The organism is Nocardia pseudovaccinii (assembly GCF_050942345.1).
Classification (GTDB): Bacteria; Actinomycetota; Actinomycetes; order Mycobacteriales; family Mycobacteriaceae; genus Nocardia; species Nocardia pseudovaccinii.
This window is the reverse complement of the sequence record NZ_CP192074.1, coordinates 5,521,554-5,537,381: the sequence shown is the minus strand read 5'-3', so window position 1 is coordinate 5,537,381 and position 15,828 is coordinate 5,521,554. Positions and strand designations below refer to the sequence as shown.

Annotated in this window: 18 protein-coding genes and 3 pseudogenes; 14 read left to right on the top strand and 7 right to left on the bottom strand. The window is 65.9% G+C overall.

All coding sequences use genetic code 11. The features are described 5' to 3' along the window. Window positions 1–25 precede the first annotated feature (25 nt). Genes ACQPZ2_RS24895 through ACQPZ2_RS24885 form a run of 3 tightly spaced genes read left to right on the top strand, consistent with a single transcriptional unit; the run spans window position 26 to window position 2,654 of the window. Window positions 26–1,558, top strand: coding sequence for an ArnT family glycosyltransferase (locus tag ACQPZ2_RS24895; RefSeq protein WP_433520652.1), 1,533 nt, complete (start codon window positions 26–28; stop codon window positions 1,556–1,558). A gap of 13 nt (window positions 1,559–1,571) precedes the next feature. Beyond that, window positions 1,572–1,946, top strand: coding sequence for an arsenate reductase family protein (locus ACQPZ2_RS24890; RefSeq protein WP_433520651.1), 375 nt, complete (start codon window positions 1,572–1,574; stop codon window positions 1,944–1,946). A 27-nt stretch (window positions 1,947–1,973) separates the two neighbouring features. Beyond that, a complete protein-coding gene (locus ACQPZ2_RS24885) occupies window positions 1,974–2,654 on the top strand; it encodes a TIGR00266 family protein (protein ID WP_063037160.1) in 681 nt (226 codons plus the stop codon). Between the two features lie 214 nt (window positions 2,655–2,868). Here the strand turns inward: ACQPZ2_RS24885 and ACQPZ2_RS24880 are convergent, their stop codons facing one another. After that, window positions 2,869–3,378, bottom strand: a complete 510-nt coding sequence (locus ACQPZ2_RS24880; protein ID WP_433527517.1) for an NUDIX hydrolase — start codon at window positions 3,376–3,378, stop codon at window positions 2,869–2,871. Between the two features lie 74 nt (window positions 3,379–3,452). Continuing rightward, complete coding sequence (locus ACQPZ2_RS24875) at window positions 3,453–4,508, bottom strand: tyrosine-type recombinase/integrase (protein ID WP_433520650.1); 1,056 nt, start codon at window positions 4,506–4,508, stop codon at window positions 3,453–3,455. Window positions 4,509–4,798: 290 nt separating this feature from the next. Between ACQPZ2_RS24875 and ACQPZ2_RS24870 the strand changes: the two are divergent. Further along, window positions 4,799–5,167 (top strand): annotated as a pseudogene (locus ACQPZ2_RS24870) (transposase family protein); the annotation flags it as partial. Between the two features lie 101 nt (window positions 5,168–5,268). Here ACQPZ2_RS24870 and ACQPZ2_RS24865 read toward each other — a convergent pair. The 3 genes from ACQPZ2_RS24865 to ACQPZ2_RS24855 are packed head-to-tail and all read right to left on the bottom strand — an operon-like array spanning window position 5,269 to window position 8,260. Beyond that, on the bottom strand, window positions 5,269–6,258 hold the full coding sequence (locus ACQPZ2_RS24865; RefSeq protein WP_433520628.1) for a tyrosine-type recombinase/integrase: 990 nt from the start codon (window positions 6,256–6,258) through the stop codon (window positions 5,269–5,271). Next, complete coding sequence (locus ACQPZ2_RS24860; protein WP_433520629.1) at window positions 6,255–7,193, bottom strand: tyrosine-type recombinase/integrase; 939 nt, start codon at window positions 7,191–7,193, stop codon at window positions 6,255–6,257. Before ACQPZ2_RS24860 ends, ACQPZ2_RS24865 begins: the two co-directional genes overlap by 4 nt. Beyond that, on the bottom strand, window positions 7,190–8,260 hold the full coding sequence (locus ACQPZ2_RS24855; RefSeq protein WP_433520630.1) for a tyrosine-type recombinase/integrase: 1,071 nt from the start codon (window positions 8,258–8,260) through the stop codon (window positions 7,190–7,192). The genes ACQPZ2_RS24860 and ACQPZ2_RS24855 overlap by 4 nt, the downstream gene beginning before the upstream one ends. 332 nt (window positions 8,261–8,592) lie before the next feature. Between ACQPZ2_RS24855 and ACQPZ2_RS24850 the strand changes: the two are divergent. After that, window positions 8,593–9,640 (top strand): annotated as a pseudogene (locus ACQPZ2_RS24850) (ISL3 family transposase); the annotation flags it as partial. Window positions 9,641–9,716: 76 nt separating this feature from the next. Here the strand turns inward: ACQPZ2_RS24850 and ACQPZ2_RS24845 are convergent. Next, on the bottom strand, window positions 9,717–10,475 hold the full coding sequence (locus ACQPZ2_RS24845; protein WP_433520649.1) for an FAD-dependent monooxygenase: 759 nt from the start codon (window positions 10,473–10,475) through the stop codon (window positions 9,717–9,719). Further along, window positions 10,367–11,086 (bottom strand): FAD-dependent oxidoreductase, encoded by a 720-nt coding sequence (locus tag ACQPZ2_RS24840; RefSeq protein ID WP_433520648.1) that lies wholly within the window; start codon window positions 11,084–11,086, stop codon window positions 10,367–10,369. The genes ACQPZ2_RS24845 and ACQPZ2_RS24840 overlap by 109 nt, the downstream gene beginning before the upstream one ends. A gap of 57 nt (window positions 11,087–11,143) precedes the next feature. Between ACQPZ2_RS24840 and ACQPZ2_RS24835 the strand changes: the two genes are divergently transcribed. The 9 genes and pseudogenes from ACQPZ2_RS24835 (at window position 11,144) to ACQPZ2_RS24795 (ending at window position 15,798) form a co-directional block, all read left to right on the top strand. Continuing rightward, window positions 11,144–11,854: a TetR/AcrR family transcriptional regulator gene (locus ACQPZ2_RS24835; RefSeq protein WP_433520647.1), complete on the top strand. Its 711-nt coding sequence runs from the start codon at window positions 11,144–11,146 to the stop codon at window positions 11,852–11,854. A 532-nt stretch (window positions 11,855–12,386) separates the two neighbouring features. Next, complete coding sequence (locus ACQPZ2_RS24830) at window positions 12,387–12,884, top strand: ABC transporter ATP-binding protein (protein WP_433520646.1); 498 nt, start codon at window positions 12,387–12,389, stop codon at window positions 12,882–12,884. 30 nt (window positions 12,885–12,914) lie between these two features. Continuing rightward, window positions 12,915–13,094, top strand: a complete 180-nt coding sequence (locus ACQPZ2_RS24825) for a hypothetical protein (RefSeq protein ID WP_433520645.1) — start codon at window positions 12,915–12,917, stop codon at window positions 13,092–13,094. 47 nt (window positions 13,095–13,141) lie between these two features. Further along, the gene (locus tag ACQPZ2_RS24820; protein WP_433520644.1) at window positions 13,142–13,285 is read left to right on the top strand and encodes a hypothetical protein; all 144 of its coding nucleotides are present in this window, start codon (window positions 13,142–13,144) and stop codon (window positions 13,283–13,285) included. 13 nt (window positions 13,286–13,298) lie between these two features. Beyond that, window positions 13,299–13,979: an ABC transporter permease gene (locus ACQPZ2_RS24815; protein ID WP_433520643.1), complete on the top strand. Its 681-nt coding sequence runs from the start codon at window positions 13,299–13,301 to the stop codon at window positions 13,977–13,979. Next, window positions 13,976–14,140 carry a hypothetical protein gene (locus ACQPZ2_RS24810; protein WP_433520642.1) on the top strand — a complete coding sequence of 55 codons (165 nt, stop codon included), beginning with the start codon at window positions 13,976–13,978 and terminating at the stop codon, window positions 14,138–14,140. Before ACQPZ2_RS24815 ends, ACQPZ2_RS24810 begins: the two co-directional genes overlap by 4 nt. Beyond that, a complete protein-coding gene (locus ACQPZ2_RS24805) occupies window positions 14,140–14,409 on the top strand; it encodes a hypothetical protein (RefSeq protein ID WP_433520641.1) in 270 nt (89 codons plus the stop codon). The genes ACQPZ2_RS24810 and ACQPZ2_RS24805 overlap by 1 nt, the downstream gene beginning before the upstream one ends. Before the next feature lie 18 nt (window positions 14,410–14,427). Beyond that, window positions 14,428–15,138, top strand: a pseudogene (locus tag ACQPZ2_RS24800) (sensor histidine kinase); the annotation flags it as partial. Between the two features lie 36 nt (window positions 15,139–15,174). Beyond that, on the top strand, window positions 15,175–15,798 hold the full coding sequence (locus ACQPZ2_RS24795; RefSeq protein WP_433527516.1) for a response regulator: 624 nt from the start codon (window positions 15,175–15,177) through the stop codon (window positions 15,796–15,798). The last annotated feature ends 30 nt before the right edge of the window (window positions 15,799–15,828 follow it).

The following is a 15,828-nucleotide window of genomic DNA, read 5'->3' as shown; positions in this document are numbered from 1 at the left end:
ACCTCGCAACTCCGCGGGAGCCGACGTGACCGACACCGCCGATCGTCAGGAGCTGACCGCCGCCGAGGCGCGCCCGCCGCTGGCGACCGTGGGCGTCGGTGTCATCGCCGCGGCGTCCGCGGCCGTCTTGGTGTTCTCGACCAGCCGCTATGACTACTTCGGCGATGAGCTCTACTTTCTGGCGGCGGGTCGGCGGCCGTCGTTCGGCTATGCCGATCAAGGTCCGGTATTGCCGATGCTGGCGTGGTCGATGGACACGATCGCACCCGGAAACTTCTTCGTGCTGCGGCTGCCCGTTGTCGCGCTGACCGTCCTCGGCATCGTGCTGTGTGCGGTGATCGCGCGCGAACTCGGCGGCGCGGCGGCGACCCAGGTGCTGGCCGCCCTCGGCTACGCGACCTCACCGTTTCTGCTGCTCCAAGGCAAAATGCTGACCACCAACGCGGTCGACACCGTGCTCTGGGTGATCATCACCTGGCTGGTGGTGCGCTGGGTGCGGACCCGCCGCGATCGCCTGCTGCTGTGCGCTGCATTGGTGACCGCGGTCGATATGCAGGTGAAATGGCTGATTCCGTTCTTCTGGATCGGCGTCGCGGTGAGTTCGCTGATCTTCGGTCCGCGCGAACTGATGCGGCGGCCGCTGCTGTGGTTCGGCGGTGTCATCGTGGTCGCGGCGACCGCACCGTCGCTGATCTGGCAGGCGCGCAACGATTGGCCGCAGCTGTCGATGGGCGAGGTGATCAGCGGCGAACAGGGCATACTCGGCGGCCGGGTGCTGTTCGTGCCGCTCGCGGTGCTGCTGGCGGGGTATCTGGGAGCGGTGCTGTTGGTCTGTGGCGTGTGGGCACTGCTGCACAATGCCTCGCTGCGGCCGTACCGGTTCCTCGGCGTGACTCTGCTGATACTCGTCGCCGTGTTCCTGGTGATCGGTGGCCGGATCTACTACGTCGCCGGAATGTTCGGTGTGGTGCTCGCGGCGGGTGCGGTCGGTCTCGTCGAATTCGCGGGTCGCCTGAATCTCGCACCGAGACGCATGGTCTCGGTGGCCGGTGTGATGCTTGCCGCCATGGCCACGGGCTATGTGCTGTGGTCGACGCCGTGGCGCGATGCCGCGCACGTCGAGCCACCCGCCGATGGAGCCGAGGCCGCCATCAATATCGGCGTGTACGGCGAATTCGGTTGGCCCGAACTGACTTCCGCCGTCCGGCAGGCCAATGAATCACTCAGCGCGGCCGAACGCGCCGACGCCGTCATCGTGACCGACACCTACTGGCAGGCCAGCGCCCTCGACCAATTCGACCGCGATCGCCTTCCACCGATCTACAGTCCGAGCCGCGGTTTCGGCTACTTCGGCATGCCACCGGACAATGCCCCGGCTGTCATTGCCGTCGGCGTGAACGACGCCTTCCTGCACTGGGATTTCGACCACGTCGAACCAGTTGCCAAGGTGGACAGCCGAATCGGCTATCCGGGCAACACCCAGAACGTCACCGTGTGGAAATGCACCGGCCTGCGCCACCCGTGGTCGCAGGTGTGGCCGACCTGGATGCACCTGTAGGTACGCTGCGACCATGACATCTGGGCAAACCGAGATCTGGCACAACCCGCGGTGCAGCAAGAGCCGCAATGCCACCGCACACCTGGACGAGGCGGGCGTGGAGTACACGGTCCGGCGCTACCTCGACGATCCGCCCACGGCGGCGGAATTGCGAACCGTGCTGAAGCGGCTGGGCGCCGAGCCGTGGGATATCACTCGCACCGGTGAGCAGATCGCCAAGGATCTGGGCATATCCGGCTGGGGACACACCGCCGCGGACCGGGAGCGCTGGATCGAGGCGCTGGCGGCGCATCCGCAGCTGATCCAGCGGCCCATCGTGCTCACACCAGACGGCGGCGCGGTCGTCGCGCGCGATGAGCAGACCTTGGAATCGCTGGACCCTTCGTAGCCGAAATAGCCGGTAGGGTCGGCATTTATGAAGGTACAACTGCGTCATAGTCCGGCCTCCGCGGTCGCGCGGTGCTTCCTGGCCGGCGGCGAGCCGATGCGGGTCGAGAGCGGCGCCATGGTCGCGCATTCGGCGGGAGTTTCGTTGCAGGCCAAGGCCGAAGGCGGCATTCTCGCCGGGCTGAAGCGTTCGGTGCTGGCGGGCGAATCATTTTTCGTCTCGACCTTCACCGCACCGCCGCAGGGCGGCTGGGTGGATGTGGCGCCCGCACTGCCAGGCGACATGCTGAACCTGCAGATCACTCCCGATCGGCCGTTCTTCATCAGCCGCGGCGGTTGGATCGCGAACTCGCACGGCGTGCAGGTCGAGGGCAAATGGGGCGGTTTCGCGAATCTGTTCGGCGGCGAGGGCGGCTTCGGTCTGCGCGCGCACGGCGAAGGTGAGGTGGTCGTCGGCGTGTTCGGCGCGATCGATGTGATCGATCTGCAGCCGGGCGAGCCGATCACCATCGATACCGGCCATGTGGTGGCCTATGACCTGGCCATGAACTTCACCATCCGGCGCGCGGTATCCGGGCGTTCCATCCAGTCGCTGAAGTCGGGCGAAGGCTTCGTCTTCGACTTCACCGGACCCGGCCGGGTGTTGCTGCAGACCCGCAATCCGGGCGCCTTCGCGGCCTGGGCGGGGTCGGTGGCGTCCTCGGGTTAGTCGCCGGTTTTCACAACCCTCTTACCTGCTGGACACCTAGCTCATGCAGAATGCAACTTTCATATCGGGTCCAGCAAGGGAATGTACATGGAGCTCCTCGAAGTCGTCGCCAACCTCCTCACCCAGGTCATGGGTGCTATGAGCGGTAGCGCCGCCTGACAGAACGCAGGCTCATCGGCCCATCAGGTCCTCGACCTGGTGGGCCGATGGTGTTTCAGGCCAGCAACCGGTCGGTGAGGATGCGGGTGTCCGGGACGAACGGCCAGGTCGGGTCGTCCAGATGTGCGCGCAGTTCGGCATCGGTCCACCACCAGCCGTCCACGATTTCCTCGGGCTGGTGCCGGATGGGCCCGTCGTAGCGCAATTCGTAGGCGAACAGATGGCAGCGCATCGGTGCGCCATGCCAGATGCCGTCCCAGGACGCGCTGGCCCGCAGGGGGAGCGGTGGTGATTCGACGGGCACGACGATGCCGAGTTCCTCGGCGAGTTCACGCAGCGCGGTCTGCGCCGGGGTCTCGCCGGGATCGACGACACCACCGGCCAGGCAGTCGTGCATACCGGCGAAGACCATCTTGGTATCGGTGCGGCGGTGCACATAGACGCGTTCGCCGTCGCCGGAGCGAACGAGCACACCCGCACTGGCATGCCAGATGCCGTCGCGATAGACGGTGGCCCGGTCGGCCGCGCCGATTTCGCGGCCCGCGGCGTCATAGACCGCGATCATCTCGGACTGAGGGTGCACCGACACCGGTCGAGAGTAACCTGATCTTCGCACGCCACATCAGCGTGTTCATAGCGTCATAGATTACACCCGTCGACCCCTCTCGGAGCAAGCGGATGGCGAACTGTCCGTGCGAGTGGATGCGGCTGTCCGGTCAACGCGACCAAGGCTTCTGCGACCTCCACGATGCTGGCCCGGGTGTATATCGGTGTGGCGCCGCCGTTTCCGGACTGCGCGTGACCGGCATAGGCACGAGCAATGGCTTCGTTGAACTCGCGCTCGACGTAGGTGAGCGTCGTGTGACGGATCCAATGAGCCGATACCTGCAGGCGCGCTGCCCAAGGCAAATGGGCTCGGATCCGCCCGCTCAGATAGTCATAGCGTCGTGCCGTGATCGGGCGCCCGTTCCGGTAGCGCAGAACCCGAGAGGTAGCTCCCTCGCCTCCACGTCTGTCAACGTGCTCGACCAACTTGCCCATCAGAAGAGGCGAGATCGGTTGGCAGCGAACGGTTTCCCCCTTCTCGCGCAAACGGATAAGACAGTCTTGCGGCTCGAGGTCAGGAACCTCCAAGTTCAGAGCGCCTGCTCGTCGACAGGCCGCTTCGACGTGAAGGCGCACAATGAGCGAGTCCAGTTCGGTGTCGTTTCCGGTGGTCGCCGCCACCTGCCCGATCTCGATCACCTGTTCTCTGGTGAGGGCATGCCGCGAGCCATTCAGTCGACGGGGTTTCGCCACTTTCCGTGCGGGGTTGTCCGAAGGACTGATCAGTCTGTCGGCCTCGGCATGCTTGTAGATGCATCGAAACGCCGCCACCATATGGGTTGCCGCGCCGCGTCCATCGCGCGAGTTGGATCGGACGACCGCTCGGCTGCGGTGCTGTTGCACGAGTTCGCTGATCTCGGTCGAGCTGGGTTCATCGAGCCGTTTTGTGCCCCAGGCTGTTTCGATGACACGCCAGTAGGACGCGTAGTTCTTGACCGTCGTAGTGGGCAGCGAGGTGCGCAGCTTGGGGATGTACTCGCCGAATGTCGGCATCTTGGCCGAGCTGCCGGCACTGGTCGAGAGGTGTTGGACACTGACGCCCAGCCGTGTCGCGATCAGCGAAAGCGCACTGGTCAGGTCATCGCTCATGGCGTCCGGGCCAAAGGCCGGGTAGATAATTCCATAACGCCACCGCGACCACCGGAATCGGAAATACCACCAGCATGTCCCGTGCCTGGTCGGCCACGACCAAGGCTCGGTCGTGCGGATTCAGATTGGATTGATGGCGAAACGCTGCTGGAAGCCGTAGATATCCGTTTGCTCCTACAGCCCAACGGCTGTTCCGCACGCATCGAGCAACGACCATCCGATGATCCCCTTCGAACGAAACATTCTGCCCTGCTGCCCATTCGAGAGCTTTGAGGCTTGACCGATCGGACAGGCGGCCGTGGTCATCGACAGTTGCTGTCGAGCAATGGGTGCACGGATACCACCAGCGGACAGTGACGGACGTGCCGATCGACGGTCGGCCGGTGGTTGTGCGAGTGCAGGTTCGTCGGCTGTTGTGCCCAACGGTGGGCTGCCGCAGCACGTTTCGTGAGCAGGTGCCCGGTGTGCTGGAGCGGTATCAGCGTCGCACCGCCCGGTTGACCGGGCAGGTCCGGTCGGTGGTGCGGGAGCTGGCCGGGCGGGCCGGGGTCCGGCTGCTGGTAACGCTTGCCGTGGGCCTGTCGCGTCACACCGCGATACGGGTGCTGCTGGACATTCCACTGCCCGAGCGGCCGGTGCCGGAGGCGGTGAGTGTGGACTTATCCCGAGTCGGGGATTATCCCGATGTCTGGCGGATTGATGTGGGAGTGGTTGTGCGGCGGTGTTTTTCGGATCGGTGGCGTTGTTGGCATCGGAATATTCAGAGGTTCTCCAGGAAGGCGAGTAGGTCGTCGGGTGGCCGGTAGCGGCCGGGCTTCGAGGTGGGTGATGTGGTGCGGGCCAGGGCGCGTTCCTTGATCGCCATGTCGGCGTGCAGGTAGGCGGTGGTGGAACGGGGGTCGGCGTGGCCCAACCAGAGTGCGATGACCGTCGAGTCGACTCCGCTGCGGAGCAGATTCATCGCGCAGGAATGACGGAGGGTGTGTGGTGAGATCTTCTTGCCTTCCAAGGACGAACAGTATTGGCGGGCAATGGTTGTGCAGAGTTTGAGTCGCGCTTCGACGCCGTCGTCGCTGAGGCGGCGGCCTGTGCGGGTGGGGAAGGCGGGCTCGTTGGGGCTGCCGTGCCGTTCTCGAAGCCAGACGCGCAGGACAGCGGTGGTGGCCGGGGTCAGCGGGACGCAGCGTTGTTTGCGGCCTTTCCCGCGGCAGCGCACGTGTGCGCCGGACCCGAGTTCGATGTCGCCGCAGTTGAGTCCGGTCAGCTCCGACAGCCGCAGCCCGGTCTGGACGGCGAGCAGCAGTAGAGCGTGGTCACGGCGCCCTTCCCAGCGGGAGCGGTCGGGCGCGGCAAGTAGAGCGTCGATCTCCTCGGGCTGCAGAAACGACACGACCGTCTTGTCGAAGCGTTTCTGCGGGATAGCGAGCACTTGCTGGATCAACTCGGCATGTTCGGGATGGCGCAGTGCCGCGAACCGGAACAGTGACCGCAGGGCCGCCAGCCGCGTGTTGCGGCTGCGGGCGCTGTTGTGGCGGCCGGTTTCCAGGTGCTGCAGGAACGCCGAAATCACCTCAGCATCAAGGTCTTTCCAGTCCAATGCTGAGGGTGTTTTGCCGGTGCGATCACAGACGAACCGCAGCAGCAGCTGAAAGGTGGTGCGGTAGGAGGTGATCGTGGCCGGGCTGGCTTGGCGCTGGTTGACCAGCCGCTCGAGGAAAAACAACTGCAGAGTCGGGGCCAGGAGAGTCATCGACGGTGTCCTTCTGCATGCTGGTTCTGCAGTCGTTCGGCGGCCAGGGACAGCAATTCCGGTGCGGCGGACAGATACCAGTAGGTGTAGATCGGTGCGCGGTGACCCATGTAGGTCGACAGTCGCGGCAGCAACGCCGTGACGTCGTCGCCGCTGCGATACCAGCGCACGAGTGTGTGCACCGCGAACGAATGACGCAGGTCGTGAATGCGTGGGCGAACCGACGAGCCGGAACCGACACGTGAGGTTTCCACCAGCCGCCGGAACAGCAGGCCGAAGTTGGCGTAGATCATCGCGGTCCCCTTGCCGGAAACAAAGAACGTCCGGCTCACCGGCTGCGGCACCTGCTCGTCGCGAATCGCGGCATAGGCGGCCAACGCGGCCGCCGCGGTGGGGTCGAGTAACACTTCGCGGGTCTTGGTGAATTTCGATGCGCGCACGACCAGCACGCCCTCACCGCAGCCGACATCGTCACGGTCGAGGGCTATCGCTTCTCCCACCCGGATCCCGGTGCAGGCCAGCAGCCCGATCATTGTCTCGACCGTCGCCCTGCGCAGCGGGGATGGCACCACCACCGGCACCGCGCGCAGCAGCGCCTGAATGTCTTCGGAGGAGTAGATGAACGGCGGATTCCAGCGCTGCCGGTGAATCACCAGGCCCAGCGGAGGGATCTCGGTGGCCGGGTCGATGCCCGACATATAGCGGGCGAACCCGCGCACCACCGTCATCCGGCGCGACCAGATCGAGCTGGCCGGGCCGACGTCGCGGCGCCGAACCCAGTCCAGGGCAACAGCAACGGTGATCGTGGTGACTCCGGCCGCATCGAGATGATCGACGAAACGCGGCAGCAGCCGGTGCGCCTCGGCCAGCTCGTGGCCAAGCGCCCGACGCAATTGGAGATAATCGGCGGCGTGAGCGGCGAAGTCGGTGCTCATGATCGCGCCTGCGGCCAGGGTTGCACGACCGCGGCCAACGCGATGCGGTCGATCTTGGCGTAGTCGGAAGTCGTGCCCAGATCCGAGTGCCGCAGCACCTGCGCGATCTCGACCAAACTCACTCCCCGATGCAGCATTTCAGTGGCTAGCCCGTGGCGCAGCCGGTGCCCGCCGACCGGGCTCACCCCGGCGCGGCGACAGGCCCGGTAAACGATCCTGGGGATGCTGCTGGGATGGATCGGCCGTGGCGGCGCATACAAGGTCAAGATCACCTCCGGGCAACTGCAGTGAAGCCGGTCGTGGCGCAGATACTCCGCGACAGCTGCACCCACCTGACTCGGTAACGGAAGTCGATCCACCCGGCGCGCTTTGCCGCGCACCGCGATTTCCCCGTGCCGCCAGTCGATATCACCGAGTTGGAGGGCTGCGACCTCGCCGCTGCGCAATCCCAACCGGGCCAGCAGCGTCAATACCGCGTAGTCGCGGCGCCCGCTGGTCGTCGACCGATCACAGCTGTCGAGCACCGCGTCGACCTCGGCGGCACTCGGGCCGCTGGGCAGCCGGGTGCCCCGCCACGCCGCGACCGGCGGCATCGCCACGCCGAGATCGGCATCGAGCCGGCGCCGCAGATAGAGAAACCGCAGCAACGCGCGCAGGTCGGCGGCTTCTCGTTTCGCCGACTCCACCACCAACCGGGCACCGGCCGCCAGCAGAAAGGCGTTGACTTCCCCGCCGGTCAGGTCCTCGTCGCCGACATCGCAACCCAGTCGCGAAGACCTTTGCGCCAGAAACCGTTTCGCGAACCGCTCGTATCGCAACACCGTGGTCGGCGCCAGACCGCGTTCATCGACCAAATGCTGACGATAGTCGGCCAGCAACCGATCCCGCGCGGTCACCGCCACCGGCACCACGGCTGCGATCACACCCCGGCCCGCCAGAAACGACAGCAGCACCGCCGCAGTCGCCATCGTCGGAACCCGGCGCTGACCCTGACCACGGGCAGCGGCGAAGAACTGCTCGACCACCGCCGGCGTGAGATCCTGCGCAGCCACATCAGCACTGGCCATCCACCGATTCAACTGTCCCATCAGCCTCAAATGCTGGGCAATCGCAGTCGGCTTGTTTCCCCGCTTCTCCAGCTCCCGCTTGAACCCGCCAGCGAACCCCACCAGCGGACCCCCATCGGCTACCCACCTGGTCGTTCCCATTGTTGCTCCTCTCCGACGCGAAGACACCCTGCCTCCGCAACCAAAGAGTGCGACGCCCGAACTTACTCCGAGTGACAAACCACCAACCCGAACCAATCACCCAGTGCTACAACCACTCCCACGTCAATCCCACCAGACATCGGGATAATCCCCGACTCGGGATAAGTCGAGTAATCCCGATCTCGGGATTAGTCGACGATTTCGCGTTGCGGCGCCGCGACCGTTACGGCACCGTGGTAATCGATCCGGTCACTCACGCCCGTATCGACGTGCTGGAGGACCGGAAAGCCGGCACCTTGGCCGAGTGGCTGGCCGGTCATCCGGAGGTGCGGGTCGTCGTTCGTAACGGATCCACCACCTATGCCGGGGCTGTGCGCCGGGCACTGCCGGCCGCAACGCAGGTCAGCGACCGCTGGCACTTGTGGCACGGGCTGGCGCAGGTGGTGGAGAAAACGGTCGTCGCTCACAGTGCCTGCTGGTCGGCCGCGGCACCGAGGTATCGGCAGGTCCAGGGCGGGCTCACTACGCTGCAGCGGTGGCAGGCGGTGCACGAGCTGCTCGATCAAGGTGTCGGATTGCTGGATTGCTCACGGCGGCTTGGTGTTTCGCTGAACACGGTCGAACGCTACACTCGCGCGCCGGAACCGGAGCGGCTGCGGCGCCCGCCGCAGTACCGGGCCGCGTCTGGTCGATCCATACCGCGATCACCTGCGCGCCCGTCGTGCTGCCGACCCCGGCGTGCCGGTCCTGCAACTGCTTGCCGAGATCAAGGCCCTCGGTTATACCGGCGGACAGAATCTGCTCTACCGCTACATCAACCAGGGTCGCCTGGACAGCGACCGGATCTCGATCTCGCCCAAACGCGTGGCCCGATGGCTGCTGACCCGGCCCGATGACCTGCCCGACACCCGCCGCGCCCAGCTTGACCAGGTCACCGCCACGTGCCCGGAGATGACCGCTCCGGCCGAGTTGGTACGCGAGTTCGCCCAGCTCATGGCCGAGCGGCGTGGCAGCGACCTCGACAGCTGGGCCAAACAGGTCCGCGAGGCCGGCCTCACCGAATTCACCCCGTTCCTCACCGGCCTGGACCAAGACCACAACGCGGTGGTCGCCGGCCTGACCCTGCCCTACACCAACGGCCCCTGCGAAGGCGTGAACACGAAAACGAAGCTCATCAAGCGCCAAATGTGCGGTCGGGCAGGCTTTTCGCTGCTTCGACACCGAATCCTATTGGGGTAGAACAGGATCGATCTACTACCACCGAATTTGGGACAGACCCGAATTTGGGACAGAGCCGTTGTTCTTACAGTCCCACTTACGCAGCCGGACCGAACCAGGTTTGCTTGGCTACGTTCAACGTCTCGTACGACCCTCCCGGAGCGACAGCCCATGCGATTACACCGTCCGGGCGTATCAGCGCCGCCTCGAGGTCGGCGCGGCCGGTCGAGACCACGTCCGGGGGGCCGATGTAGAGCGGGCCGCCTGCCCGAGTCAGGTCCGACAGTCGGACATGTGTGCCGTCGGCATATGTCAGTTGCAGGTCAGGGCAATACGTGCCGGCCAGCTTGTGGTCGACCTCGTACGGCAGTTCGTGGCGGATAGTGAGTCCGGACATCAATTGGCCGAAGTACCGGACGACGTCGGGAAAGTCCATGAGGTCGGACATCACATCGCGCAGGGCGTCGGTATGCGGACCCGGCCGCAGCAACGCTGACTGCGCACGAGTGTTGTGGAGCACAGCCGCGCCGACAGGGTGACGTTCGGCGCTGTATGTGTCGAGGATGTCTCGGCCAGCAGCCAGCTTCCAGCCGAGATTCACTGCGTCCATCAAGCCGAGGTTGAGCCCTTGGCCCCCACTGGGCGAGTGGACATGAGCTGCGTCGCCGGCCAGGAACACCCGGGCATTGCGGTAGTCGGTGACTTGACGAGCCAGGTCGGTGAAGCGGATGCCGTCTCCTACATCGGTCACGGTCGCATCCACACCGGTAACCCGTTTGACGCTGGCCTGCAGCTCCTCAGCGGTGATCGGTCCTTCGTAGCGTTGCGGGTCGTCGAAGTCGAACGTGGCGACCATGCCGTGGCCGTAGTAGAGCGTGCCCTGGTCGAGCCGACCCGGGTCCGGCAGTTCCCGCTGACCTGTGCCGCCACCCGTCGTACTGTCATCAATGGTGCAGTGCCAGGGAAGTCGAATCCAGCGAGCTTGCGAACCGTGCTGCGGCCACCATCGCAGCCGACTAGATAGTCGGCTCGTAGCCCGTTGGCGGTGACACCGTCAGCGTCCTGCTTGAGTGAGGTCAGCTCGAATCCGTAGCGGATCGGCACATCGAGACTGCGGGCGTAGTCGAGCAGGATTTTCTCCAGCTCGGATTGCCAGATCATGTTGGCGCGCCGGTCCGGTTCCTCTTGGACGTCTTGGGCGATCTTGAAGATTGACGCGAAGTGACCGTTCGCGCTGCCGTGGTCGCGCAGCTTGTCCGCGCGTCCCTGCTTGTCGTGTACGGCAAGTTCGGGACCGAGGCCTCGGCGCGTGAGCGCCTCGGTGGAGAGCGGTCCGATGCCTCTGGCTCGCGGCTCGCCGGAGGGGCCGTCCAACTTCTCGATGACCACTGGCTCGGCACCCGCAAGTTTCAGTTCCGCGGCTAGAAGCAGTCCCACTGGGCCGGCTCCGACGACGATGACCTTCACGATGGACCTCCCGGGCACAGTGTTCGCAGTTGTCGCAACTAGGCTACACTGTGCGCAGTGGATGTTGTCTGGTCACGGTCCGAGCGAGCCACGCGTGGCCCCAAGCCGGCGCACAGTCGCGCCGAGATCGCTGCAGCGTGCGTATCGCTCGCCGACGCCGAGGGCCTGGACGCAGTGTCGATGCGGCGGGTAGCGAGCAAAATGGGCACCGGAACAACATCGCTGTACCGCTATGTCAGATCGAAGGATGATCTCTTCGACTTGATGGTCGACCAGGTCCTCGGGTCCGAACCCTTGCCGACACCGACCGGCTATTGGCGCGAGGACCTACGGTTTCTCGCACAGTGGAAGCGCAAGCTGATGCTCGATCACCCGTGGATGGCCGAACTGTCCGGCCGGCCGGCCGTCGGACCGAACGGGCTGCGAGTCCAGGAGCGGGGGTTGCGGGCTGTCGACGGCTGGGGCCTATCGATCGATCAGATGATCATCATCGTCGAGTCGATGGACGCCTACGTACAGGGCTACGCGCTGCGCGAACTGGCCGAGCAGGCTGCGACACGGCGCTCTGGGCAGGACCTGGACGCTTGGATGGACGCGCACGAGTCCTACGCGCGAACAGTGATCGAAACAGGCCGGTTTCCACTGGTCACTCGGGCATGGTTAGACGCGCGTGAGCCTCATGCCGCCGACCGCGCCGAACGAGGATTCCATCACGGCGTCGACCGGCTGCTCGACGGCTACGGCGTCAGCATGCGCCACGCCAGATAGCCCCAACTCGATTACACCTACGGAGCAAGGGTAGGGCCTGGGCACGACGGACGACCCTCTCACGGAAGAGACCGGACAGTCTCTTCGGGTCAAGAGTCAACCGAAGCCGGGGCAGTCCCTTTTGCGGCTCGAACGGCGGTACGCGGAGCTGCTGGCCGCCCAGGAAAGCGCCCGGATGGCTTTGCGCCGCGACGCCGCCGACCTTCCGGTCCCGGAGATCGTGTACCGTGCCATCCGAGCACAGCTCGGCACTGTCGAGGTCCTGCCGGACAAGCGGTTCATGGACCTGGGTGGAGTCCGGCAACCGCAGGCCCAGGCCGAAGCATCAGACCTCGACCGCGGGAGATCTGGTCAACCGATCGTTCATGTGTGCGGCCGGGCTCATCGCGGGCACCTCCATTGGTGAGCCTTTCCCACCCGTGGAAGCGGCCACATCAACCGATCGGCTGATGCCGTCCTCCACCCCGGCCCCTACCGTTTTCTAGCCGCGGAGTCGATTCACCGCGCCCGCTCCGGGACCCACACTTCTCCCATGGCAATCATCGAGGTAGACGGCCTCGTCAAACGCTACGGCGACCACACCGCGGCGAACGGGGTCAGCTTCGCCGTCGAGCAGGGCGAGATCTTCGGCATCCTGGGGCCCAACGGGGCCGGCAAGACCACGACCGTCGAGTGCGTCGAGGGGTTGCGCACTCCGAACGGCGGAACGATCAGCGTCTGCGGCCTCGACCCGCAGCGCGACGAAGGCGAACTGCGGCAGATCCTCGGCGCCCAACTGCAGGAAAGCGAACCGGCCGACAAGCTCGAGGTCGGCGAGGCGATGGAGCTCTACAGCTCCTTTTATCGCGAACCGGCCGACTGGCGCGAACTGGTCAACGTCCTCAACCTCGGCGCCAAGCTCGGCACGCAGTTCCGGCGGCTGTCCGGAGAGCGGCTGTCGATCGCGCTCGCGCTGCTCGGCAACCCGAAGGTGGCGGTGCTCGACGAGCTCACCACCGGCCTCGACCCACAGGCCCGCCGTGACGTGTGAGAGCTCATCGAGCACATTCGAGACCGGGGAGTGACGATCCTGCTGGTTACCCACTTTATGGAAGAGGCCGAGCGGCTGTGCGATCGGCTGGCCCTGATCGACTCCGGCCGCGTTGTCGCCGTGGACACCCCCGCCGGTCTGGTCTCGAAGGTCGACGACAGCAAAGGATCCGCTTCCGGCCGTCCGCACCGCTGGACCACTCCGTCCTGACCGCCTTGCCCGAAGTTTCCACCGTCGAGCGGGCCGGGAGCCAGCTCGTGGTGACTGGCACCGGCAACCTGTTGCTCGCCGTGACGACCGTGCTCGCCCGCAACCAGATCACCGTAGCCGACCTGCGGGTCGAGCAGACGACGTTGAACGACGCGTTCGTCGCGCTCACCGGCCGCGCCATCGAATCCTGAGGAGACCCGACCCATGCCTGCCCTGCTCCGGCTCACCGCCACCGAAACGGAGCTATTCTTCCGCGAACTGATCGTCGTCTTCTTCGTGCTGGCCTTCTCCCCGATCCTGCTCGTTATCCTCGGCCTGATCCCCTCGATGCGGGAATCCAACGCGGATCTCGGCGGTGTCCGGCTGATCACCCTGTACCTGCCGATCGTCATCTCAATGGGCATCTCGCTGTTCTCGCTCAGCGGCTTGTCCCAGCTGTTCGCTTACTACCGCGAGAAGGGTGTGCTGCGCCGGATGCGGACCACTCCGGTCAAGCCGTCGGTCATGCTCGGCGCGCAGCTGCTGATGGCCACGGTGCTGTCCATCAGCACGATGCTGATCATGGTCGCCATCGGCCACTTCGCGTTCGACGTGGAGTTCCCGCAGCACCTGCCCGCGTTCCTGATCAGCTTCCTGCTGCTGGCCTTGGCGTTGTTCGCGATCGGCCTGCTCGTCGCCGCGCTCGCGCCGTCCAGCAAGAGCGCCAGCGCGATCGGCTCCCTGGTGTTCTTCCCGCTCGTGTTCTTCGCGGGACTCTGGCTGCCGCGCGCCAGCATGAACAAGGTCCTGCTGACGATCAGTGATCTGACCCCGCTCGGCGCTGGCGTCCAGCGCTACAGGACGCCACCGCCGGTCACAGGCCGCAACTACTGCACCTGGGCGTGATGCTAGGCTGGACGGTACTGGCCGTCAGCCTCGCTGTCACGCTGGTGCAGTTGTTCTGGAAGGTGCCGGACGGCCTCCCGACCATTCTGGGTCTCTCCGCCGCCGCCTTGCTCTGGATGCTGCGACGCTTCGCCCCGAATGGCACCAGAACTATCCGCTGATGGGCCTGTACTACTCCGGGTTGATGATCCTCGTCGCCGGTCTCGTCGCCATCGCTCCTTGGTACGGCTTCTTCGCCTTCGTCGGCTACCCCGAGGCGTTCCAGTACCTCCAGGGACGCTGGCGGTACGCGGGCGCCGCCGCCACCGCGATGATTTCCGCGGCAGCGTTCCTCGGCGGTGCGGCCGCCATCAACGCCGCCGACATGTGGTGGGTGTGGCTGGCCGTTGGCGCGGTGTCGTCGGTGCGCTCTTCTACTTCGTGGAGATGAGCAGCCACCGCAAATGACATGCAGAAACAGGCCCTTCTCGAGCTGCACGAGGTCAACGCCAAGCTGGAGACCGCCCTGGCCGAGAACGCCGCGCTGCAGGCGCAGCTGCTCGTCCGGGCACGCGAGGCGGGCGTCCTGGACGAGCGGCAGCGGATGGCCCGGGAAGTCCACGACACGCTCGCCCAGGGTTTGGCCGGGATCCTGACACAACTCCAGGCCACTGGGCAGACGCTGGGCGACCCTCAGGCGTTGCGGCGGCACCTCGCGAACGCCACCAACCTGACCCGCGAAAGCCTCATCGAGGCCCGCCGCACGGTCCAAGCGGTGGAGCCGTCGGTGCTCGCCCAGGCTCAGCTCCCGGACGCGATCGGCGACGTGGCCCGGCGGTGGTCGGAGGTCAACGACGTCTACGCGGTGCTGACCACCACCGGAGACGCCCGGACGATGCACACCGACGTCGAGGTGGCGCTTCTCCGCACAGCGCAGGAGGCGCTCGCCAACGTGGCCAAGCACGCGCGGGTCGGCCGGGTCGGCCTGACTTTGTCGTACATGGCGGACCAGGTGACCCTCGACGTGCGGGACGACGGGGTCGGATTCGAACCGAACACCAAGCGCGCCAACGGTTCCACGAACGGTGGCTTCGGCCTCGCCGGTATGCGGCAGCGCGTGCAGCGGCTCGCGGGCCGACTGTACATCGAATCGGAACCGGGGCGTGGCACGGCGATTTCGGCGACCGTGCCAGGCCATCCCCGCCGGTGGCGCGGCGTGATCTCCCTATTGATCGTCGACGACCATCCGGTGGTGCGGGACGGGTTGCGCGGGATGTTCAGCGCCGACCCCCGCTTCGAGGTGGTCGGCGAGGTCGGCGATGGCGCCGCGGCGATCGCCGCCGGCGAGCAGCTCCGACCGGACGTGATCCTGATGGACCTGCGGATGCCGAGGACCGACGGTGTCACCGCCATCAAGGAGCTAGCGAAGCGTGGAGTTTCCGCGCGGGTGCTGGTGATCACCACCTACGACACCGACGACGACGTCCTGGCCGCCATCGAGGCCGGCGCCACCGGCTACCTGCTGAAAGAAGCGCCGAACGAAGAACTGTTCCGCGCGGTGGAGGCGGCCGCGCAGGGGCAAGCGGTGCTTTCCCCCACCGTCGCGACCCGGCTCATGGGGCAGGTACGGCAACCCGCGTCCGAACCTCTGTCCCAGCGTGAGCTCGAGGTCTTGGAGCTGGTCGCCGCGGGCTCGACGAATCGCGAAGCAGCCGAACGGCTGTTCATCAGCCAGGCGACGGTCAAGACGCACCTTTTGCGCGTCTACGCGAAAGTCGGCGCCAACGACCGGGCGGCCGCTGTGGCCGCCGCGTTCTCCCAGGGCTATCTGACACCGTAGACGGACTGAGGCTCGTTCGGTTCATGGGCC

What these genes read in the sequence shown, in the direction of transcription:
- ACQPZ2_RS24860 (WP_433520629.1), bottom strand. Translation starts at nt 7,193, where the DNA reads ATGAGCACCGACTTCGCCGCTCACGCCGCCGATTATCTCCAATTGCGT.
- ACQPZ2_RS24875 (WP_433520650.1), bottom strand. Translation starts at nt 4,508, where the DNA reads ATGAGCGATGACCTGACCAGTGCGCTTTCGCTGATCGCGACACGGCTG.
- ACQPZ2_RS24890 (WP_433520651.1), top strand. Translation starts at nt 1,572, where the DNA reads ATGACATCTGGGCAAACCGAGATCTGGCACAACCCGCGGTGCAGCAAG.
- ACQPZ2_RS24865 (WP_433520628.1), bottom strand. Translation starts at nt 6,258, where the DNA reads ATGACTCTCCTGGCCCCGACTCTGCAGTTGTTTTTCCTCGAGCGGCTG.
- ACQPZ2_RS24880 (WP_433527517.1), bottom strand. Translation starts at nt 3,378, where the DNA reads ATGATCGCGGTCTATGACGCCGCGGGCCGCGAAATCGGCGCGGCCGAC.
- ACQPZ2_RS24845 (WP_433520649.1), bottom strand. Translation starts at nt 10,475, where the DNA reads ATGGTCGCCACGTTCGACTTCGACGACCCGCAACGCTACGAAGGACCG.
- ACQPZ2_RS24885 (WP_063037160.1), top strand. Translation starts at nt 1,974, where the DNA reads ATGAAGGTACAACTGCGTCATAGTCCGGCCTCCGCGGTCGCGCGGTGC.
- ACQPZ2_RS24815 (WP_433520643.1), top strand. Translation starts at nt 13,299, where the DNA reads ATGCCTGCCCTGCTCCGGCTCACCGCCACCGAAACGGAGCTATTCTTC.
- ACQPZ2_RS24855 (WP_433520630.1), bottom strand. Translation starts at nt 8,260, where the DNA reads ATGGCCAGTGCTGATGTGGCTGCGCAGGATCTCACGCCGGCGGTGGTC.
- ACQPZ2_RS24805 (WP_433520641.1), top strand. Translation starts at nt 14,140, where the DNA reads ATGGGCCTGTACTACTCCGGGTTGATGATCCTCGTCGCCGGTCTCGTC.
- ACQPZ2_RS24830 (WP_433520646.1), top strand. Translation starts at nt 12,387, where the DNA reads ATGGCAATCATCGAGGTAGACGGCCTCGTCAAACGCTACGGCGACCAC.